Source organism: Sphingomonas sp. MM-1, assembly GCF_000347675.2.
GTDB classification, from domain to species: domain Bacteria; phylum Pseudomonadota; class Alphaproteobacteria; order Sphingomonadales; family Sphingomonadaceae; genus Sphingomonas_E; species Sphingomonas_E fennica.
The window spans coordinates 570744-590050 of record NC_020561.1 but is presented as its reverse complement, the minus strand read 5'-3'; the positions used below and the strand labels follow the sequence as shown (position 1 = coordinate 590050).

Below are 19307 nucleotides of genomic sequence, written 5' to 3'. Positions count from 1 at the left end.
GGCCTCCGGCTAAGGAATGGTTAACGTCGAGGCAAGCGGACTATTGGCCGAACCCCGCATCTCCGGCACGGCTCATCGCCTCGCGCGCGGCGGCGATCAGCGCGCGGGATTTCGCCTCGCACTCGCGCTGCTCATAAGCGGGGTCGCTATCGGCGACGATGCCGGCGCCGGCCTGCACGTGCATCACGCCATCCTTCACCACGGCGGTGCGCAGCACGATGCAGCTGTCCATCGATCCGTCGGGCGAGAAATAGCCGACGCCGCCGGCATAGGCGCCGCGTGTCTCCGGCTCCAGCTCGGCGATGATCTCGCACGCGCGGACCTTGGGCGCGCCGGATACGGTGCCGGCCGGGAAGCCCGCGAACAACGCGTCCAGCGCATCCTTGTCAGGCGCGAGCCGGCCGACGACGTTGGAGACGATGTGCATGACGTGGCTGTATTTTTCGATGGTGTAGCTGTCCGTCACCGTCACGCTGCCGGCTTCGGCCACCCGGCCGACATCGTTGCGGCCAAGGTCCAGCAGCATCAGATGCTCGGCGCGTTCCTTGGGATCTGCCAGCAGCGAATCGCGGTTGGCGGCATCTTCCGCCGCCGTTCGCCCGCGCGGACGGGTGCCGGCGATCGGCCGGATCGTGACCTCGCCGGCGCGGGCGCGCACCAGTATCTCCGGGCTGGAGCCGATGATGGCGAAGCCCGGCATGTCGAGGAAATAGAGGAAAGGCGAAGGGTTGATCCGCCGCAGCGCGCGATAGAGGTCGAAGGGCGGCAGCGGGAAGGGCGTGGAGAAACGCTGCGCCAGCACCACCTGAAAGATGTCGCCGGCGGCGATATAGTCCTTCGCGCGCAGCACCATGTCGCGATAGCGCTCGGGCGCGACGGCCGGCTGCGGCGCGACTTCGGGCAGATCGGCGGGCACGGCCGCGCGCGGCGGCAGCGCGGCGGCGAGGCGCGCGGCGGCGGTTTCGATCCGTTCGACCGCGCCGGCGACGGCGGCATCGCCGTCCAGCCCCGAATCGGGCCAGAGCGGCGCGATCAGGAACAGTTCGTCCGCCAGCCGATCGAACACCAGCACCAGCGTCGGCCGCACGAACAGCATGTCCGGCAGATCGAGCGGGTTGGCCGGCGGGCGGGGCAGCTTTTCCACCAGCCCGACCGTTTCATAGGCGAAATAGCCGACAAGGCAGGCGAGGGCAGAAGGCAGGCCTTCGGGCACGTCCATCCGGCAGGCGGCCACGAGTGCGCGCATCGCGGTGAGCGTGTCCTCTGCGCAGGGATCGAAGGCGTCGCGGTCCGCCAGCCACCGCCGGTTGATCGCGGCCCTGGTGCCTTCGGCGCGGAACACCAGGTCGGGCGCGAGGCCGAGCAGCGTATAGCGCCCCCGCGCCGCGCCGCCTTCCACGGATTCCAGCAGGAAATCGCCCCGGCCCGGCTCGATCAGCTTGAGCGCAGCGGCGATCGGCGTGTCGACGTCGGCGATCTGCCGCCGCCAGACCAGCGCGGGCCGCCCCGCGCGAAGGCTGGCCGCGGCGGCCCGGTCGGCGGCCTGATGGTCGCCGGCTCCCCTGTCGCCCGCCGGGTTCACTGGCCCTGGCCGCCCAGTTCAGCCTTGAGGGTGGCGATCGCCTGATCGTTGCGCTTCACGCCCACGTCGCGCGAGGCGGCGGCGATGAACTGCCGGGCATATTCCTCGCTGGCGATGCGGCGGAACTGATCGCGCAGCGAATTGACGAGCGCGGGCTCGTTGCGCGCGTCGCCGGGCACGATCTCGCCGAGCTGGACCAGGAACCAGCCCGCATCGTTGGGGGCCGCGATCAGCCGGATCTCGCCTTTCTTCATGCCGAACATCAGCTTGAGCGGGGGCGGAGCGGGGCGGTCGTTGCGCAGCAGCTCGATCTGCCGCGCACCGGCCTTGGCGGGGGCGGGCAGCTTGATCGGGGCCTGCGCGATGGCGTCCGCCAGCGGCGTGCCGGCCTTGGCCTTGGCGAGGATCGCATCGGCGATGGCGCGGGCCTGCTTGGCGGTGCGATCGGCGCGCACGGCGGCGACCACCTCGTCGCGCACCTTGTCCAGCGGGGCCGGCGCGGCGGGCACGACCTGCGAAACCGCGACGAGCGCATAACGCTGGCCGGCGCCGATCGTCTCGACGACGGGATCGTCGTCCGTGCCCATCTGGTTGGCGGAACGCAGCAGCAGCGGTAGCTCGGGCGGCGCCTTCCATTCGGGCTGGTCGGGCGCGCGGCCGTCGGAGAGCAGGGCCGGCGTGGTGACGATGGCGAGCTTCCGCTCCTTCGCCAGATCGTCGAAGCTCGCGCCGTCGGCGATCGCATCCTCGATCGCGCCCACCATCGTGCTCAGCGCCTCGTCGCGCTTCTGCCTGGCGAGCGATTCGGCGATCTCGCCGCGCACGGCGGCGAGCGGCCGTTCGGCCTTGGCGTTCACCGCATCGACCTTGACGACATACCAGCCGAGGTCCGCCTTGATCGGGCCGACCACGCCGCCCTGCGCGGCCGCGAACACGGCGTCGGCCACGGCGGCGGACGCATTTTCGGCCAGCTTCGCCCTGGCGATGTCGGTCGTGATCGCCTCGCCCCCGGCCTGGCGGGCGGCATCGGCGATGGCGGTGCCGGCCTTCACCCTGGCAACGAGGTCCGCGGCGGCCTTCTGGTCGGGCAGGATCACCTGCGCGATCGATCGCGTCTCGCTGGCGCCGTAGGTCGCGGCATTGGCCTTGTAGAAGGCGTCGATCTCCGCATCGGTCGGCGCGGCGGGCGCCGCCACGTCATTCTCGCCGAACAGGGCGTAACGGATCACGCGGCGCTCGGGCACGGTGAAGCGGCCGATATTCGCCTTGTAGAAAGCCTCGATCTCGGCGGGCGTCGGTGCCGGGCCGGCCGGGATCGCGGCGGAAGGCACGATGCCGATCAGGCCGGAGCGCTGTTCCAGCAGCAGCGAGGCGTTGGGCAGGATCAGCCCCTCGGGCATGCGGATGCCGCTGTCGATGGGCGAGAGCAGCTGGTTGCGGATCAACTGCCCGGCGATATCCGCGCGCAACTGGCGCTCGCTGATCTTCGCCTGGGCCAGCGCCGCCTGCATGGCGCCGCGATCGAACCGGCCGGTAAGGCCGAAGAAGGCCGGCGTGCTGGCGATCTCGCCATCGATCAGGCGATCGCTGGCGGAAATGCCCTGCTTGCGGCCCCAGGCTTCCAGCGCGGTGAAGGAAATCAGCTGGTCGATCACCTGATCCACCCCGCCCTGCGCGGTGAAGGCGGCCATGCTGAGTTCGGGATTTTCGCGCTGCGCCTGCTTCAGCGCCAGATCGGTGCGCTGACGGGCCTCGTTCGCGCTCAGCTTCCGGCCGCCGATCGTCGCGATCTGGGTGCCGCCGGAACTGCGGCCGTTGATCCAGCTCGGATCGATGCTCGTCACCGCAAAGGCGATCAGCACCAGCGCGAACAGCGCCAGTGCGGGCCAGGAAGTCAGTGCGCGACGGAAGAAGGAAATCATCTCTGGTCCCGGGGCCATTGCCGAAGATGCCCGCCATAGAGGCGCGGGCTTGCGCCATCAAGCGGCGGGGCGCTACGGGCAGCGCGGTTTATGTGGATGAGAGGGGATGGCGATGGCGCTGCGCAAGCTGGTGGCGGGCAACTGGAAGATGAACGGATCGCTGGCCGCGCTGGCGGAGCTTGATGCGATCGCGGCCGCCGCTGCCGCCCATCCGGGGCTGGACGTGGCGATCTGCCCGCCTTTCCCGCTGATCCAGGCCGCCGTCCAGCGCCAGCCCGCGCTCGCGATCGGCGCGCAGGATTGCCACACCGGCACCAGCGGCGCGCATACCGGCGATGTCGCCGCCGCGCTGATCGCCGATGTCGGCGGCCGATATGCGATCGTCGGCCATAGCGAGCGCCGCGCCGACCATGGCGAGGATGACGCGCTGGTCCGCGCCAAGGCCGAGGCCGCGATCGCCGCGGGGCTCGTCGCCATCGTCTGCGTGGGCGAAACGGAGGCCGAGCGCGATGCCGGCCGGGCCGTCGCCGTCGTCGAAGGCCAGCTCGACGGGTCCGTGCCGCCGGCCGGCACGGGGGCCACGCTGGTCGTGGCCTATGAGCCGGTCTGGGCGATCGGCACCGGCCGCACGCCTTCGGCCGGCGATGTCGGCGAGATGCACGGCGCCATCCGCGCCCGCCTGCAGAAGCTGCTGGGCGGGGAGGGGGCGAAGGTCCGCATCCTTTATGGCGGTTCGGTGAAGCCCGCCAATGCGGCCGAGCTGATGGCGGTCGCCGATGTCGACGGCGCGCTGGTGGGCGGCGCTAGCCTGACCGCCGAGCAGTTCGTGCCGATCATCGCCGGGGCCGCCGGCTGATCGGGCCTCGGCTCTCGGGCCTCGACATCGCCTCGACATTGGCCGGAATATCGGCCTGAACATTGGCGGCCCATGGGCGTTGTCGTCGGGGTCGTCATCAGGAAGGTCGGCGCCCATGTTCCATAATGGAACAAATTTGGCGCAGACTCCCAATGGCTTATGTGGCCACCTGCGGGCACTGTCACCCGCAGGCGGCTCGTTTTCGTAAAATTCCGGCGCCTGGCATCCTGTATCGTCGCGTTTCGTAACATAATGGGAAGAGTTACGGCGAGGGGAGCCGATGCTCGATCTGTTTCGACCGTTCTTCGATGGCAGCTACGCACCGCACGGCTATTGCCTCCTCTGGCAGCCGGAGCTGATCTGGACGCATGTGATCGCCGATGCGCTTATCGCGCTGGCCTATTTCTCCATCCCCCTCGTCCTCATATCTTTCGTGCGGCGGCGTAACGACATCGTCTTCGGCAAGGTATTCTGGCTGTTCGCGCTGTTCATCACGGCTTGCGGCCTCACCCATGTGATGGCGATCTGGACGCTCTGGGACAGCGTCTACGGGCTGGAGGCGATCGTGAAGGTGGTGACGGCGGGCGCCTCCGTCGCCACGGCGGCGACATTGTGGCCGCTATTGCCCAAGGCGCTGGCCCTGCCTTCGCCGGCGGCGCTCCGGGCCGCCAATGCGGAGCTTGCGGCCACCATATCGGAACGCGACGCGGCCCTCGCCCGGATGCGGGAGGAGATGGCCCAGCGCGAGCAGGCCGAGGCCGCGCTGCTCCAGTCCCGCAAGCTGGAGGCGCTGGGCATGTTGAGCGGCGGCATAGCGCATGATTTCAACAACCTGCTCCAGGCGGTGGGCGGGAATCTCGAACTGATCGAGCGACGCTCCACCGAGCCGGATCGCGTCCAGCGCTGGAGCCGCAACGCGCACAAGGCGGTGCAGCACGGCAAGGCGCTCACCAGCCAGATGCTGGCCTTTTCGCGGGTGCAGAAGCTGGTGATGGCCACCGTGTCCGTGGCCGCCGTGCTCGATAATGTGTCCGAACTGCTGAAAGGCTCGATCGGCCCGTCCAACCGGCTGGAGATCGTGCCGATCGACGAGGACCTCGCCGTCGCCACGGACAAGGCCCAGCTCGAGCTGGCGATCCTCAACCTCGTCATCAACGCGCGCGATGCCATGCCGAAGGGCGGCACCATCGCCATATCGGCGGAAGGCCGCACGGGCGATGTCCATGCCGATCTGCCGGTCGGCGACTATGTCGAGATCAGCGTCCGCGACAACGGCGTCGGCATGTTGCCGGAGGTGCTGGAACGCGCGCTGGAGCCCTTCTTCACCACCAAGGTCGTGGGCGAGGGGGCGGGCCTCGGCCTCAGCATGGTCTTCGGCGTCGCCCGCCAATCGGGCGGGACCGTCCAGCTCGATTCGACGCCCGGCGCGGGCACCACCGTCAGCCTGATCCTGCCGCGCGTGCCGATGCGCGCGGTCGGGCAGGAGGAGGGGAATGTGGCCGAAACGGTGACGGAGGGCGGACGCTCGCTCGCCGGCCGCAGCATCCTGCTGATCGACGACGATGACGGCGTTCGCGAAACGCTTGTCGAGGCGCTGTCCGAAGCCGAGGCGAAGGTTGTCAGCGCATCATCGGGCGATGTCGGGCTGCAGCATCTCCGCCGGATGCGGCCCGATCTCCTGGTCGTCGATTTCGCCATGCCCGGCCTCAGCGGCGCGGAGGTGGCGTCCCTGGCGCGGGCGACCCATGCGGGATTGCCGGTGCTGATCGTCACCGGCCACGCCCGCACGGCGGAAGTGGATGCCATTGCCGGCCCGCGGGTGACGGTGCTGCAAAAGCCGTTCAGCGCGGACACGCTGATCCGCACGGCCAACAGCATGATCGCGGAAAGCCGGCGGGACTGACCCCGCCCGCTTTGCCCTCAACCCGATATGGTGAAGCCGCCGTCCACGGGCAGCGTCTGCCCCGTGATCCAGGATGCGCCGGCGCTCGTGAGGAACAGCACGGCCGCGGCGATATCCTCCGGCTTGCCGAGCCGGCCGGCCGGCGTGCGCGCGAGGGTGGGCTCGGCCCATTCGGGATTGGCGAAGGTGCTGGCCGTCATCCGGCTTTCGGTGAGGCCGGCGGCCACCGCGTTCACGCGGATGTTGCGCTTGGCCCATTCCAGCGCCAGCACCCGCGTCAGCCCCAGCAGCCCGGTCTTCGCCGCGCCATAGCCGGGCACGATGCCGATCCCGAAATAGGAGCTCATCGAAGCGATGCCGATGATCGAGGCGCCGCCTTCCAGCTTGCTTTGCGCCAGCGCGTCGGCGCAGCCATGGGCCATGCGGAAGGCGGATGTCAGGTGCATCTCGATCGCGCGGGCGAAGATATCGGGCTGATATTCGTCCAGCCCCAGCGAAGGCAGCGCCATGCCGGCATTGTTGACGAGGATGTCGAGCCCGCTTTCCCGCGCCGCCGCCGCGACTTCCGCCACGCTCGCGGGGTTTTCCACGTCCAGCCGGTGGTAGCGATAGCCGGAAAGATCATCGGCATAATCGTCCACGCTGGCGCGGGTGCCGGTGATCGTCACGTCGGCGCCGGCGGCGCGGTAGCCGGCGGCGATCGCCGCGCCGATGCCGCTGGTGCCGCCCGTCACCAGCACCCTGGCGCCGGAATAATCATATCGTGCCGTGTTGGGCATCCGTCCCTCCTCATCCAATGCCGCTTTCCTAAGCCCCTGCCGGCGGGCTGGCGAGGCGGGCGGGCGGCGGGCGCAAGCCATTGCCGCAATCCGCAAACGAAAACCCCCGCCGGTCGCCCGGCGGGGGTCTGTCGTCGATCGGCCCGGTCCGGGGACCGGGCCAAGCCCGAAGGCTCCGGCGATCAGGCCGAATAATACATGTCGTATTCGACGGGGCTGGGGGTCATCTCCCAGCGATAGACCTCGGCCCACTTCAGCTCGATATAGGCCGCGATCTGATCCTCGCTGAACACGCCGCCCTTCAGCAGGAAGGCGTTGTCGGCTTCCAGGCTCTCCAGCGCCTCGCGCAGCGAAGCGCAGACGGTGGGGACTTCCTTCAGCTCTTCCGGCGGCAGGTCATAGAGATTCTTGTCCATCGCCTCGCCGGGATGGATCTTGTTCTCGATGCCGTCGAGGCCCGCCATCAGCAGCGCCGAATAGCAGAGATAGGGGTTGGCCATCGCATCCGGGAAGCGGAATTCGACGCGCTTCGCCTTGGCGCCCGTGCCGTAGGGGATACGGCAGGAAGCCGAACGGTTGCGCGACGAATAGGCCAGCAGAACCGGCGCCTCATAGCCCGGCACCAGCCGCTTGTAGCTGTTGGTGGTCGGGTTCGTGAAGGCGTTGAGCGCCTTGGCGTGCTTGATGACGCCGCCGATGAAATAGAGGCACATGTCCGACAGGCCCGCATAGCCGTTGCCGGCGAACAGCGGCTCCTTGCCGTTCCAGATCGACATGTGGGTGTGCATGCCCGAGCCGTTATCTTCCTTGATCGGCTTGGGCATGAAGGTGGCCGTCTTGCCATAGGCCTGGGCGACCTGGTGGACGACATATTTGTAGATCTGCATGCGGTCCGCGGTCGTCACCAGCGTGCCGAAGGTCAGGCCCAGCTCGTGCTGGGCGGCGGCGACCTCATGGTGGTGCTTGTCGCAGGGCAGGCCCATTTCGAGCATGGTCGAAACCATCTCGCCACGGATGTCGACGGCGGAATCGACCGGCGCGACGGGGAAATAGCCGCCCTTGGCGCGCGGGCGGTGGCCCAGATTGCCGCCTTCATATTCGCGGCCGGTGTTGCCCGGCAGCTCGATGTCGTCGATCTTGTAGTAGCTGGTCGAGTAGCTGTTCTCGAACCGCACGTCATCGAACATGAAGAATTCGGCTTCCGGGCCGACATAGACGGTGTCGCCGATGCCGGTGGACTTGAGGAACGCCTCGGCGCGCTTCGCGGTGGAGCGCGGGTCGCGGGCGTAAAGCTCGCCGGTCGAAGGCTCGACGATGTCGCAGACCAGGATCAGCATCGGCGTGGCCGAGAAGGGATCGATCCACACCGCGTCCAGATCCGGCTTCAGGATCATGTCGGATTCGTTGATCGCCTTCCAGCCTTCGATGGAAGAGCCGTCGAACATGAAGCCGTCGGTCAGTTCGTCCTCGCCGACAACGCTCGAAACCATGGTCAGGTGCTGCCACTTGCCCTTGGGATCGGTGAAGCGGAGGTCGACCCATTCGATCTCCTTGTCCTTGATAAGCTGCAGAACGTCAGAAGCCTTATTGGCCATGTCTCGTCGCCTTCTGATTAAATCCCTAGGAAATTCGGCGGGCCCCACGCCCGCATGCCCCTGGCTCGCCGCGTGCCGATCCTGCCGATCAGATCGCGTCTACGCCCTTCTCGCCCGTGCGGATGCGCAGCGCGCTCTCCACCGGGATGACGAAGATCTTGCCGTCGCCGATCCGCCCCGTCTGGGCGGCGCTGGCGATGGCTTCCACCACGCGTTCGGCGAGGTCGTCGTCCACCACGACCTCCAGCTTCACCTTGGGAAGGAAATCGACCACATATTCCGCGCCACGATAGAGCTCGGTATGTCCCTTCTGCCGGCCGAACCCCTTCGCCTCGGTCACGGTGATGCCGGACACGCCCACTTCGTGCAGCGCTTCCTTCACCTCATCGAGCTTGAACGGTTTTATGATCGCTTCGATTTTCTTCATTGGGCGTTCCCTCCCGCTCGAACGCTGCCGCGCGTTCTTCAATAAGCGTGCCAAATGGTGCGGCGCAAGAATGCGTCGCGAATCCGCCCCAGACTTTCGCTGCGTTGCCGCAAGAAGTGGCAGAGTGAGACATTATGCCCGAATCTTGGGCAGGCTTCGCCTGAAAAATCGGCGATGATGATCGCGCCGGACGCGATGGCTTCGATTCGGCCGGGAGGATGATGTGAGTCGGGATTGGTTGTCCGTGGCGACGTTGAAGGAGGCCACGATCGTGCAGCGCATGATCGGGGAACGGATCGAGACGGCGGACCGCCTGCCGCCCGCGCCGCGCGTCGCGGGGGCCGATGTTTCGATGAAGTGGCGGGACTCGATGGGCCCCGTCCACGCCGCCATCGCGCCGGTCGACGGGCCGGCCGCCACCGCGACGGCGATCCCGCCCTTTCCCTATGTGCCGGGATATCTCGGGTTCCGCGAGGTGCCGGTGCTGGCGATGGCCTGGGACCGGATGGCGGCATCGGGCGGGCCGGTGCCGGACCTGCTGATCGTGGACGGCCATGGCCGCGCCCATCCCCGCCGGGCGGGCGTGGCCAGCCATCTGGGCGTCGCGCTGGACGTGCCGACCATCGGCTGCGCCAAGACCCTGCTCTGCGGCGTGGTGGAAGGCGAGGTCGGCCCCGATCCGGGCGACCGCGCGCCGGTGGTGCATGGCGGCGAGGTGGTGGCGATGGCGCTGCGCATGCGGGCGCGGGCCGCGCCGGTCTATGTCGGCATCGGCCATCGCGTGTCGCTGGAGACGGCGGTGGACTGGGTGCTGCGTCTGGGAGGAGGGCGCCGGCTGCCCCTGCCGGTGCGCCTGGCGCACGACGCCGCCAATGCCGCCCGACGGCTTGCCGAGGCGGAGCGAAGTTGAGGAAGTTGAGGATTGTGGAGCATATTCCACGGCCCCCTGAAGCGGCGATAAATATATTTATCTGCAACTTCTTGTGCAGATAACTTCATGCACGATGCCAGGTTGCTGCCGTTGGATAGTGCCAACGGCCGGACGGGATTGGCGGAGGCGGAAGGCATGCCCGCAGGATAATCTCCGGCGGCGGTGTAGGACAGCGCCTGCTATCCCGTGGGGATGGTGACGAGGGGCGCGCTGGCGCCGCCGCTGGTATCGTTCAGCGACAATAATATCTGGGCGAGCAGGAACATGCGCTTCGATGCCGCATCCTTGCCGTCGATCCAGAACCAGCGGCCGCGATAGCGGACGGCGACATGGGCATCGGCGGGCTTGCGGCTGCCGCTGTGGATCGCGACCAGCGCGGAAGGAGCGCCGGCATCCGCGACCGGCGTGCCCGCCCGCCCGTCATCATCCCCGGCCGGCACCTCCACGCCCTGCGCCATTTCGGCGAATATCTCGAACATGGAGCGGGTACCGATGGTCAACTGATCGGGGGCGATCTGGGCCGCGCCGAAGGCGATGCCGAATTCGCCCCTGCGATCGCCCGGCAGCTTCAGGGTGCGGACCAGATAGTCGATATCGGCTTTCTCATCATCGCTGAGCGTGGGCGATATCCGCGCGGAGGCGCTGAATTTCCTGCCATCCTCATGTTCGACATGAAGCTGGAGCGCGCGGTTGCGCTGGAGCCGGCCCATGACGGCGATGACCCGATCGAAATCGCTGTCGGCGGTATGCGCGAACAGCGGATCGCGGCCGCCATTGCTGATGCCGTTGATCGATCGGGTCGCGAGCTTGAACAGGATATCGGCCGACCAGCCGGATTCGATCATGCCCAGCAGCGCGGCCGGCGGGATCGGCGAAAGCAGGCTGCGGGCGAAGCGATCGCCCGCCAGCGGCGTATAGGTGATCGTGGGCGTTTCGCGCAGCAGCACCGATCCGCCGATCCCGCCATCCGCCTCGTCCACCGGCGGCCCCAGCGCGATATCGGCGTGCAGCGATCCTTCGCGGGTATATTGGCTGATGACGGAGCTGACCTCCAGGAACAGCGGCGCATCGCCGTAGCGCATGGCGACGATGTTGAGGAGGAGCTGTTCCTTGTTGGTCTCGCGCAGGTGGGTCGCATAATCCGACCGGTCTATGCCCATGCGCTGCGGGCCGATGCTGGCGCAGCCGCCCAGCGCGGCCGCGACGGCGACCAGCAATGCCGCGCCCGCCATCCGCCGTGCCGCCCATGAAGCCGGCTGCGTCACCATCCCGCCTTTCGCCAAGCGGCGCCAAGCGCCATCGCCGGCTGCGATCGTCCCGCAGGCGGGGGTGGGCGGCTATCGGGATAAACCCGGAGTCAGGCTCCGGGCATTCCATGGGCGGCGGTGGCCGGGGGCGTCAGGCCGCGTAGGGCGGCGCGTTCAGGCCCCTGGGGCTGAGCGTGAAGATCTCGCACCCATCATCGGTGATGCCGATCGAATGTTCGAACTGGGCGGAGAGCGAGCGATCGCGCGTCACCGCCGTCCAGCCATCGTCCAGCACCTTCACGTCGGGCCGGCCGATATTGATCATCGGTTCGATGGTGAAGAACATGCCCGGCCGCAATTCCGGCCCGGTGCCGGGGCGGCCGGCATGCACCACTTCCGGCGCATCGTGGAACACGCGGCCAAGGCCGTGGCCGCAGAAATCGCGGACGACGCCGTAGCGGTGCTTTTCCGCGAAGCTCTGGATGGCATGGGCGATATCGCCCAGCCGGTTGCCGGGCTTCGCCTGCGCGATGCCGAGCATCAGCGCCTCATAGGTTACGTCCACCAGCCGGCGCGCCTTGATCGGCACGTCGCCGACCAGATACATGCGGCTGGTGTCGCCATGCCAGCCGTCGAGCATCGGCGTGACATCGATATTGACGATATCGCCGTCCTTCAGCGTCTTCGGGCCGGGGATGCCGTGGCAGACGACATGGTTGATGCTGATGCAGCAGCTGTGCGTGTAGCCGCGATAGCCGAGCGTCGCGGGCACGCCGCCGCCATCCAGCGTCATCTTGCGGACGATATCGTCCAGTTCCTGCGTGGTGACGCCGGGGCGGACGTGCGGCACAAGCGCATCGAGGATCTCGGCGGCCAGCCGGCCGGCCTTGCGCATGCCCTCGAACCCCTCGGGCCCATAGAGCTTGATCGCGCCGTTGCGGGTGACGGTATCGCCGTCCTTCACGTTCACATAGCTGTCCATGCCGGCCATATAGCAAGCGAGGGCCGCTTTTGCGAGGCTGGGCACGGAAAGCATTTCCCCAGCGCCTGTTACTTGCATTATGCCACGGCCGATGAACGAGGATCGTATCTGGACCGCCGCGCTGATCGTGATCGGCGACGAGATTCTGTCGGGCCGCACCCAGGACAAGAATATCTCCCAGGTCGCCTTGTGGCTGAACCTGCAGGGCATCCGCCTGGCGGAGGTGCGGGTGGTGCCGGACGTGGAGGCCGCGATCGTGGCCGCCGTGAACGAGCTGCGGGCCCGCAACGATTATCTGTTCACCACCGGCGGCATCGGCCCCACCCATGACGACATCACCGTGGATGCGATCGCCGCGGCGCTCGGCCGGCCGGTGATCGTCCATCCCAAGGCGAAGGCCGTGCTGGAGGGATATTATGCCACGCGCGGCGGCCTGACCGAGGCGCGGCTGCGCATGGCGCGGGTGCCCGAGGGGGCCGAGCTGATCGAAAACCGCATGTCCGGCGCACCGGGAATCAGGATCGGCAACGTCATCATCATGGCGGGCGTGCCGCATATCGCCGGGCTGATGCTGGAGGCGCTTTCCGGCAAGCTGGAAGGCGGGCGGCCGCTGATTTCCCGCACGCTGGGCTGCTGGGTGGCGGAAAGCGAGGTGGCGGACATGCTGGGCGCCACCGAGGCCGCGCATCCCGGCTGCCAGATCGGCAGCTACCCCTTCTTCCGCGACGGCACGGTGGGCGCGAATTTCGTGATCCGATCGACCGACGAGGCGCGGCTCGACGCCTGCGCGGACGATCTGGCCGCGCGGCTGCGCGAGGCCGGGCATGACGTGTTCGCCGGCGGCATCTGAGGGGCGATGGCCCGCATCCTGATCGGGTGGGAGCTGGGCTCCGGCCGGGGCCATGCCGAAAATCTGATCGATCTCGCCACGGAAATGCGCGCGCGCGGGCATGATCCGGTGCTGGCGGTGCAGCAGACGGCGGCGATGCCGGCGGGGTTCGAAATCTGGCAAGCGCCTTTATGGCCGGCTCTCATCACATCGCGGGCGCGGCCTTCGCGATCGGCGCCCGCCACCTTCGGGGACATATTGAGCGCGGTGGGGCTGGGCGAGGCTGGCGTGCTTTCCGGCCTGATCCGGGCGTGGGACAGGATATTGGCGGCGGTCAGGCCGGATGCGGTGGCGGCGGAGTTCGCGCCCGCGCTGCTGCCGGCGGCACGCGGGCGGGTGCCCGTGCTTTCGTTCGGCACCGGATTCGCCCAGCCGCCGGCCGGGCTGGCCGCATTTCCCAGCCTGACCGGCGATCCGGCGGCGCGGGACGAGGCGGCGCTGCTCGCGGCCGCCAATCGCGAGATCGGGCTGGCCGGCGCCGCGCCGCTGCTCGCCTTGCCGGCGCTGTTCGCGGCGGATCGGGTGCTGGTGCAGGCCTTTCCCCTGCTCGATCCCTATCGCCGCTGGCGGCGGGAGGGCGAATATGCGCCGCCGCCCGTTTCGGCCGCGACGGGCAGCCTGCCGCCGCTGGCGGACGGGCGCGGGGAGGAGATATTCGTCTATCTCAACGGGGCGCAGACGGTGCGCGCGCCGCTGCTGGCCGGGATGGTGGATGCCGGCCTGCCGATCCGCCTCCACATGCCCAGCATCGCCGATGCCGACGCGGCGGTGCTGGAACAGGCGGGCATCACGGTCGAACGGCAGCCGGTGCCGATCGCCCGGGTCGTCGAGCGATCGCGCCTGATCGTGAGCCATGGCGGCATCGGCCTTGCCGCCGCCGCGCTCTGCGCCGGGCTGCCGCACATCGTCCTCTCCTTCGATCTGGAAAAACGGCTGACGGGGCTGGCGCTCGCCGAAGCGGGGCTGGGGCGGCAGGCGGAATTCCGCGCGCTCGATCGGCCGGGCATGGCGCGGCTGCTGGCCGAAGGCTTTGCCGACGGGGCGATGGCGGCGCGCTGCCGCGATGCCGCGCCCGCTTTCCGCGCGGCGGCGGTGCCGGGCGGCGCCAGGGCCGTGGCCGATGCCGTGGAAGCGCTGATCGCCGCATAAAAAAGGACCCGGCCGCCGCAACGGTCGGGTCCAGTCCTAGGGATTCGATCGGAGAGGAGGATCGGTCCCCTTGCCCGGGGTGGGAAGGGGGTTCCCACCGGGCAGAAAGCATCTCTGTCAGCGTGGCGCGGCGTCGATCCGCGCCCAGAATTCCTCGGCGGTCAGGGCGGCCGGCGCGGGCGCGGCGTGCCTGGGGGCCGCATCTTCGCGGCGGCGGGTTTCGCGCTGGCCGGCGGCATCCGGGCGGCGCGGAATGATGGCGGTATCGATCATGGCGGCCTCCTTTCCTGCAAACACTACTAAAACGATAGAGAAAAAGGCGCAACCCAAAATACATTATCAAGGGGTGATAGATGGCCTTTGGCCGATCGATCCGATGCGCCCTTCCGGCGCGGCCGCCCGATGGGCTAGTCTGCCGGCCATGAACCCGATCTATGCCGAGATGCCGACGACGATCTTCGAAGCGATGTCGACACTCGCGCGCGAGCTGGGCGCGATCAACCTCGGCCAGGGCTTTCCCGATGCGCGGGGGCCGGAAAGCGTGATCGAGGCGGCCGTCACGGCGCTGCGCGAGGGGTCGAACCAATATCCGCCGATGCCCGGCCTGCCGGAGCTGCGCCGCGCCGTCGCCGATCATTATCGCCGCCGCCAGGATATCGACCTGGACTGGACGAGCGAGGTGACGATCACCTCGGGCGCGACCGAGGCGCTGGCCGCCGCGATTCTCGCCCTCGTCCGGCCGGGGGACGAGGTGCTGCTGATCCAGCCGATGTACGACGCCTATCTGCCGCTGGTGCTGCGGGCCGGCGGGGTGCCGCGCTTCGCCCGGCTCGCGCCGCCGGACTGGCGGATCGACGCGGCGATGCTGGACGCGGCCTTCACGCCGGCGACGCGGCTGGTGATCCTGAACAACCCGGTGAACCCGTCCGCCAGCCTGTTCGACGCGGCATCGCTGGCGCTGCTGGCGGAGCGCGCCGTCGCCCACGACGCCGTCGTCATCAGTGACGAGGTGTGGGAGCATCTGGTGTTCGACGGCCGCCGCCATCTGCCGATCATGGCGCTGCCCGGCATGCGCGATCGGACGGTGAAGATCGGGTCGGCGGGCAAGATATTCTCGCTCACCGGCTGGAAGGTCGGCTGGATGTGCGCGTCGCCCGCGCTGAGCCGGGTGCTGGCCAAGGCGCACCAGTTCCTCACCTTCACCACGCCGCCCAACCTGCAGGCCGCCGCCGCCCATGGCCTCGCCCTGCCGGACGATTATTTCCACGAGATGCGGGCCGGCTATGCGCGGTCGCGGGATCGGCTGGCGGCGGGGCTGGCCGATGCCGGCTATCGCGTGCTGCCGTCCGCCGGCACCTATTTCCTGTCGGTCGACCTGCCGGGATCGGGCATCGCCGCCGACGACGTGACCTTCGCCGAGATCGCCGTGCGCGAGGCCGGCGTCGCCACCATCCCGGTTTCGGCCTTCTATGCCGAGGATGCGGTGCGCGGCGTGGTGCGGCTGTGCTTCGCCAAGCAGGACGAGACGATCGACGCCGGCATCGCCCGCATGGCAATCGCGCGCGGGCTGTTCGAAAGCTGAGGCGCGCGATCTACCGCGCCGCCAGCATCCGCACCGCGCTCACCTGATCGGCGCTGAAGCCAAGCTCCATCAGCCGCGCGGCCAGCGTTTCCGCGCCGCTGCGGCCGGTGCGCGCGGCGCAGACGAAGCCACGCAGCGCCTCCAGCCGGGGATCGGCCAGCGGGCGAGGGGCCTCGATCCCGGTCAGCAGGCCGAACATGCGCCGCCAGCGCGAGGCGATGCCGCTGCCGGCGGCCCGGCGCGCCTCGTTGATGGCGAGGCCGATCACCTGCCATTCGCGCGCCGAAAGCGCGAGCAGGGGGGCATCGGTTTCGCGGGCCCCGGCAAAGCTGTCGAGGGATGATATCCAGCTCATCTTACGCTCCTGTCACACGCTGCGGGCGAATCGCGCGTCGGCCGGCTGTTTCGGCCTTGATGCGCCTTCCCCGGGCCGGAGGCTGTGACGCTTGCCACAGGGATCGCCCGCAACGCCGCATGCATGTCCGTTTGGAGGGCGCGCGTCGCGCCGCCGTCGACTAAATCGACCGAAATATCGACGGGAAAGGATCAATATGGCGTTCGAGGGCAAGGTTGCGGTCATCACCGGGGCGGCGAGCGGGATCGGCCGGGGGCTGGCGGAACGCGGGCACGCGCTTGGGCTGAAGCTGGTGCTGGCCGATCGCGACGCGGCCGCCGCCGGGGCGCTGGCGGCATCGCTGGAGGGGGCGATCGCGGTGCCCACCGACGTGGCCGATCCGGCGGCGCTGGCGGCGCTGGCCGACGCCGCCTGGGCGGCTTTCGGCGGGGTCGACTATCTGTTCAACAATGCCGGGATCATGGCAACGGGCTATAGCTGGGAGATCGATCCCGCCCGCTGGGACGCATCGATCGACGTGAACCTGAAGGGCATCCTCCACGGCATCCGCGCCTTCGTGCCGCGCATGATCGATCAGGGGCGCGGCCATATCGTCAACACCGCATCGGTCGGCGGCTTCGGCGCGAGCCCGCTGATGGCGCCTTATAGCGTCACCAAGTTCGCCGCCGTGGCGCTGACCGAATCGCTCCATGCGGAGCTGGCGATGCTGGGCGCGCCGGTGCGGGTGAGCCTGCTGGCGCCCGGCCCGGTGAAGACCGCGATCTTCGAAAACCCGTTCGGCGGCGCGGTGAACCCGGCCACCCAGCGCTTCGTGGACGAACTGCGCCACATGCTGGACAGCTATGGGCTGGAGCCGGGGCCGTTCGCCGACAAGGTGTATGAGGCGATCGCGGCCGGCGAATTCTGGATCGTGCCCCAGCCTGAGGCGCTCGATCCGATGCTGAAGGCGCGGACGGAAACCATCCTGGCCCGCCGCACCCCCGAATTTTCCTGGAACGGCGGCGAACCCGCCGACGCCTGAGGCGGGAACCCCAATGCGGGTGGCGGCATTGATTCCGCATGGCCGCCACCCGCCTGTTCCATGCATCGGACCTCCATTTCGGCCGCGAGGACGTCGCGGCCGTCGCCTGGTTCGCCGATCGCGTGCGGGTGGAGCGGCCGCATGCCGTGGTCATCACCGGCGACCTGACGATGCGGGCGCGATCCAGCGAATATGAGGCGGCGACCCTGTGGCTGCAGCGGCTGGACGTGCCGGTATCGATCGAGCCGGGCAATCACGACCTGCCTTATTTCAACCCGATCGCCCGGATCGCCGCGCCCTATCGCCGCTATGAGCGGCTGCGGCGCGCGCTGGAGCTGCCGCTGGACCTGCCGGGCATCTGGCTGGTGCCGCTGCGCACCACGACGCGGGCGCAATGGCGGTTCAACTGGTCATGGGGCGTGGTGCGCAGGCGTGCGATCGTCGAGGCGGTGGAGCGGCTCCGCGCCTGCCCGCCCGATCATATGGCGATCATTGCCTGCCATCATCCGCTGATCGGCAACGACATGCCCGACGGCCATGGCGAAACCCTGCGCGGCGAAAAGGCGCTGGAGGCGGTGGCGGCCGCCGGCGCCGAGGCGGTGCTGAGCGGCCATGTCCACCAGCCGTTCGACGCGCGGGTCGATACCGCCGCCGGGCCGGTCAGGCTGATCGGCGCCGGCACGCTTTCCGAACGCCTGCGCGACGCGCCGCCATCCTTCAACGAACTGCGCGTGGAGGACGGCCGGCTCGACGTATCGCTGCGGACGATGATGTAGCGGCTATTTGCCGGCCACGGCCGCCTTGAGCTGCGGTTCCAGCGCCTGCCAGTTGAAGGTCTTTTCCAGCGCCTTGCCGTTCAGCACGAAGCTGGGCGTGCCCTGGATGTCATAGCTTTCGATCGCCTTGCCGCGGATGGCAACGATGCGGTCGCGCAGGCTGAGATCGGCGAGGCAGGCCTTCACGCGCGGGGCGGGCAGGCCGTTCTTCGTCGCCCATTCGTCCAGCTTCATCGCCTGGGCGAGCGCGGTGTGGAGCTGGGCCGGGGGCGTGGCGCTCAATCTCTCGCCCGTCGCCTCGTCCGGCGCGCGATCGAGGATGGCCTGCTGATCGGCGAACATCTTCTCGCCCAGCGCCACGGCGGCGGCGGGCGTGGCGGTGCAGCGCACCAGCATGCCTTCGGTAAGATCGATCGGGTTGAGCGCGAACTGGCGGAATTCCAGGCTCACCTTGCCGGTGGCGATATAATCGCGGCGGACGATGGGCATGCCTTCCGCCATGAAATGCGCGCAATGCGGACAGGTGTAGGATGCATATTCGATCAGCTTCACGGGCGCCGCCGGATTGCCGATCAGCCAGCCGCCCTCGGGCGTGGCGACGATGCGGCGGTTCCAGTCCGGCGCCTTGGCCGGGGCCGCCACGGCGGTGGCGGGCGGCAGGGCGGCGAACGCGCCGATGGCGGCGAGCGAGGCGAACGCCGTCAGCACGGCGCGAAACTGGATCATCTATTTGTTTCCATCATCGATAACAGGCGGGCCTTTGGTGGCGGTGATCGCGCCGGCCAGCGATTCGAGCACGGCGCGCAGTTCCGGATCGGCGATCGTCCGCAGGCTGTCGCCCAGCTCCACGGGCATCAGATCGGCCGGCAGCGGCTTCAGCGAAGGCGGGGCGCGGCGGGACTGGGGCCTGGCGGTGATTCCCTGCCGGATCGCGACGCGGGCGACGGCCGGATAGCCGAAGAAACGGTTCACCCGCTCCACGATCTCGGGCGCGACATGCTGCATCATCGCCGCATGCGCGCCTTCCACCGTCAGCGTCAGCACCCCTTCGGCGCGCTTGCCCTGCGGGAAGCGGATCGATTCGGGGGCGGAAACGCCGGCATAGCGCGGGCCGACAATCTCCCCCCAGCGGCTGACGACCGCGGACTGGACGAAGCCGAAACGGCGGAAGGAGGCGCGGCCCACATCGGGCACCATATCCGCCACGGCGCGCGCGCGGTTCTGGCGCGGCGGCGCTTCCTCGGCGGATCGCGCGCGGCGCGTGCTGGGCGTTCTGGTCTTCCGTTCCGTCATCGGCTTTCCCATGCCATA

19 protein-coding genes are annotated in these 19307 nt (G+C 68.8%); 8 read left to right on the top strand and 11 right to left on the bottom strand.

The features are described from left to right. Positions 1–40 precede the first annotated feature (40 nt). On the bottom strand, positions 41–1582 hold the full coding sequence (gene trpE / locus G432_RS02760) for an anthranilate synthase component I (RefSeq protein ID WP_015457291.1): 1542 nt from the start codon (positions 1580–1582) through the stop codon (positions 41–43). Next, positions 1579–3504, bottom strand: a complete 1926-nt coding sequence (locus G432_RS02755) for a peptidyl-prolyl cis-trans isomerase (protein WP_015457290.1) — start codon at positions 3502–3504, stop codon at positions 1579–1581. The genes trpE and G432_RS02755 overlap by 4 nt, the downstream gene beginning before the upstream one ends. 112 nt (positions 3505–3616) lie before the next feature. On the opposite strand from G432_RS02755, the gene tpiA reads away from it, so the two are divergent. Both tpiA and G432_RS02745 read left to right on the top strand, forming a co-directional pair. Then, positions 3617–4360: a triose-phosphate isomerase gene (gene tpiA / locus G432_RS02750; RefSeq protein ID WP_041865096.1), complete on the top strand. Its 744-nt coding sequence runs from the start codon at positions 3617–3619 to the stop codon at positions 4358–4360. A 280-nt stretch (positions 4361–4640) separates the two neighbouring features. Next, positions 4641–6263: an ATP-binding protein gene (locus tag G432_RS02745; RefSeq protein WP_015457288.1), complete on the top strand. Its 1623-nt coding sequence runs from the start codon at positions 4641–4643 to the stop codon at positions 6261–6263. A gap of 17 nt (positions 6264–6280) precedes the next feature. On the opposite strand, the gene G432_RS02740 is transcribed toward G432_RS02745, so the two are convergent. The 3 genes from G432_RS02740 to G432_RS02730 form a co-directional block, all read right to left on the bottom strand. After that, positions 6281–7042: an SDR family NAD(P)-dependent oxidoreductase gene (locus G432_RS02740; RefSeq protein WP_041864768.1), complete on the bottom strand. Its 762-nt coding sequence runs from the start codon at positions 7040–7042 to the stop codon at positions 6281–6283. A 182-nt stretch (positions 7043–7224) separates the two neighbouring features. Continuing rightward, positions 7225–8637 carry a type I glutamate--ammonia ligase gene (gene glnA, locus G432_RS02735; RefSeq protein WP_015457286.1) on the bottom strand — a complete coding sequence of 471 codons (1413 nt, stop codon included), beginning with the start codon at positions 8635–8637 and terminating at the stop codon, positions 7225–7227. A gap of 88 nt (positions 8638–8725) precedes the next feature. After that, the gene (locus G432_RS02730; RefSeq protein WP_015457285.1) at positions 8726–9064 is read right to left on the bottom strand and encodes a P-II family nitrogen regulator; all 339 of its coding nucleotides are present in this window, start codon (positions 9062–9064) and stop codon (positions 8726–8728) included. Between the two features lie 244 nt (positions 9065–9308). On the opposite strand from G432_RS02730, the gene G432_RS02725 reads away from it, so the two are divergent. Further along, positions 9309–9974 carry an endonuclease V gene (locus G432_RS02725; RefSeq protein WP_236626837.1) on the top strand — a complete coding sequence of 222 codons (666 nt, stop codon included), beginning with the start codon at positions 9309–9311 and terminating at the stop codon, positions 9972–9974. Between the two features lie 200 nt (positions 9975–10174). Here the strand turns inward: G432_RS02725 and G432_RS02720 are convergent, their stop codons facing one another. Together G432_RS02720 and map are read right to left on the bottom strand one after the other, a co-directional pair. Beyond that, entirely contained in the window at positions 10175–11263 is a 1089-nt protein-coding gene (locus G432_RS02720; protein WP_015457283.1) for a hypothetical protein, read from the bottom strand. A 130-nt stretch (positions 11264–11393) separates the two neighbouring features. Next, complete coding sequence (gene map / locus G432_RS02715) at positions 11394–12224, bottom strand: type I methionyl aminopeptidase (RefSeq protein ID WP_015457282.1); 831 nt, start codon at positions 12222–12224, stop codon at positions 11394–11396. 91 nt (positions 12225–12315) lie between these two features. On the opposite strand from map, the gene G432_RS02710 reads away from it, so the two are divergent. Both G432_RS02710 and G432_RS02705 read left to right on the top strand, forming a co-directional pair. Then, positions 12316–13074 (top strand): competence/damage-inducible protein A, encoded by a 759-nt coding sequence (locus tag G432_RS02710; protein WP_015457281.1) that lies wholly within the window; start codon positions 12316–12318, stop codon positions 13072–13074. A gap of 6 nt (positions 13075–13080) precedes the next feature. Then, on the top strand, positions 13081–14262 hold the full coding sequence (locus G432_RS02705) for a glycosyl transferase-like UDP-glucuronosyltransferase (protein WP_015457280.1): 1182 nt from the start codon (positions 13081–13083) through the stop codon (positions 14260–14262). A gap of 117 nt (positions 14263–14379) precedes the next feature. On the opposite strand, the gene G432_RS23610 is transcribed toward G432_RS02705, so the two are convergent. Next, complete coding sequence (locus G432_RS23610; protein WP_187294025.1) at positions 14380–14535, bottom strand: hypothetical protein; 156 nt, start codon at positions 14533–14535, stop codon at positions 14380–14382. Between the two features lie 148 nt (positions 14536–14683). Between G432_RS23610 and G432_RS02700 the strand changes: the two genes are divergently transcribed. Next, the gene (locus G432_RS02700; protein WP_015457279.1) at positions 14684–15844 is read left to right on the top strand and encodes an aminotransferase; all 1161 of its coding nucleotides are present in this window, start codon (positions 14684–14686) and stop codon (positions 15842–15844) included. Positions 15845–15854: 10 nt separating this feature from the next. Here G432_RS02700 and G432_RS02695 read toward each other — a convergent pair whose 3' ends face one another. Continuing rightward, positions 15855–16199 carry a hypothetical protein gene (locus G432_RS02695; protein WP_015457278.1) on the bottom strand — a complete coding sequence of 115 codons (345 nt, stop codon included), beginning with the start codon at positions 16197–16199 and terminating at the stop codon, positions 15855–15857. Positions 16200–16395: 196 nt separating this feature from the next. Here G432_RS02695 and G432_RS02690 point away from each other — a divergent pair, with 196 nt between their 5' ends. After that, positions 16396–17220: an SDR family NAD(P)-dependent oxidoreductase gene (locus tag G432_RS02690; RefSeq protein ID WP_015457277.1), complete on the top strand. Its 825-nt coding sequence runs from the start codon at positions 16396–16398 to the stop codon at positions 17218–17220. A gap of 38 nt (positions 17221–17258) precedes the next feature. Further along, entirely contained in the window at positions 17259–17996 is a 738-nt protein-coding gene (locus G432_RS02685) for a metallophosphoesterase family protein (RefSeq protein ID WP_015457276.1), read from the top strand. Positions 17997–17999: 3 nt separating this feature from the next. On the opposite strand, the gene G432_RS02680 is transcribed toward G432_RS02685, so the two are convergent. Together G432_RS02680 and G432_RS02675 are read right to left on the bottom strand one after the other, a co-directional pair. Beyond that, on the bottom strand, positions 18000–18722 hold the full coding sequence (locus G432_RS02680) for a DsbA family protein (protein ID WP_015457275.1): 723 nt from the start codon (positions 18720–18722) through the stop codon (positions 18000–18002). Further along, a complete protein-coding gene (locus G432_RS02675) occupies positions 18723–19301 on the bottom strand; it encodes a DUF721 domain-containing protein (protein ID WP_015457274.1) in 579 nt (192 codons plus the stop codon). Positions 19302–19307: the final 6 nt, after the last annotated feature.

What these genes read in the sequence shown, in the direction of transcription:
- G432_RS02755 (WP_015457290.1), bottom strand. Translation starts at nt 3,504, where the DNA reads ATGATTTCCTTCTTCCGTCGCGCACTGACTTCCTGGCCCGCACTGGCG.
- tpiA (WP_041865096.1), top strand. Translation starts at nt 3,617, where the DNA reads ATGGCGCTGCGCAAGCTGGTGGCGGGCAACTGGAAGATGAACGGATCG.
- G432_RS02745 (WP_015457288.1), top strand. Translation starts at nt 4,641, where the DNA reads ATGCTCGATCTGTTTCGACCGTTCTTCGATGGCAGCTACGCACCGCAC.
- G432_RS02740 (WP_041864768.1), bottom strand. Translation starts at nt 7,042, where the DNA reads ATGCCCAACACGGCACGATATGATTATTCCGGCGCCAGGGTGCTGGTG.
- glnA (WP_015457286.1), bottom strand. Translation starts at nt 8,637, where the DNA reads ATGGCCAATAAGGCTTCTGACGTTCTGCAGCTTATCAAGGACAAGGAG.
- G432_RS02730 (WP_015457285.1), bottom strand. Translation starts at nt 9,064, where the DNA reads ATGAAGAAAATCGAAGCGATCATAAAACCGTTCAAGCTCGATGAGGTG.
- G432_RS02720 (WP_015457283.1), bottom strand. Translation starts at nt 11,263, where the DNA reads ATGGTGACGCAGCCGGCTTCATGGGCGGCACGGCGGATGGCGGGCGCG.
- map (WP_015457282.1), bottom strand. Translation starts at nt 12,224, where the DNA reads ATGGACAGCTATGTGAACGTGAAGGACGGCGATACCGTCACCCGCAAC.
- G432_RS02710 (WP_015457281.1), top strand. Translation starts at nt 12,316, where the DNA reads ATGAACGAGGATCGTATCTGGACCGCCGCGCTGATCGTGATCGGCGAC.
- G432_RS02705 (WP_015457280.1), top strand. Translation starts at nt 13,081, where the DNA reads ATGGCCCGCATCCTGATCGGGTGGGAGCTGGGCTCCGGCCGGGGCCAT.
- G432_RS23610 (WP_187294025.1), bottom strand. Translation starts at nt 14,535, where the DNA reads ATGATCGATACCGCCATCATTCCGCGCCGCCCGGATGCCGCCGGCCAG.
- G432_RS02700 (WP_015457279.1), top strand. Translation starts at nt 14,684, where the DNA reads ATGAACCCGATCTATGCCGAGATGCCGACGACGATCTTCGAAGCGATG.
- G432_RS02695 (WP_015457278.1), bottom strand. Translation starts at nt 16,199, where the DNA reads ATGAGCTGGATATCATCCCTCGACAGCTTTGCCGGGGCCCGCGAAACC.
- G432_RS02690 (WP_015457277.1), top strand. Translation starts at nt 16,396, where the DNA reads ATGGCGTTCGAGGGCAAGGTTGCGGTCATCACCGGGGCGGCGAGCGGG.
- G432_RS02685 (WP_015457276.1), top strand. Translation starts at nt 17,259, where the DNA reads ATGGCCGCCACCCGCCTGTTCCATGCATCGGACCTCCATTTCGGCCGC.
- G432_RS02680 (WP_015457275.1), bottom strand. Translation starts at nt 18,722, where the DNA reads ATGATCCAGTTTCGCGCCGTGCTGACGGCGTTCGCCTCGCTCGCCGCC.
- G432_RS02675 (WP_015457274.1), bottom strand. Translation starts at nt 19,301, where the DNA reads ATGGGAAAGCCGATGACGGAACGGAAGACCAGAACGCCCAGCACGCGC.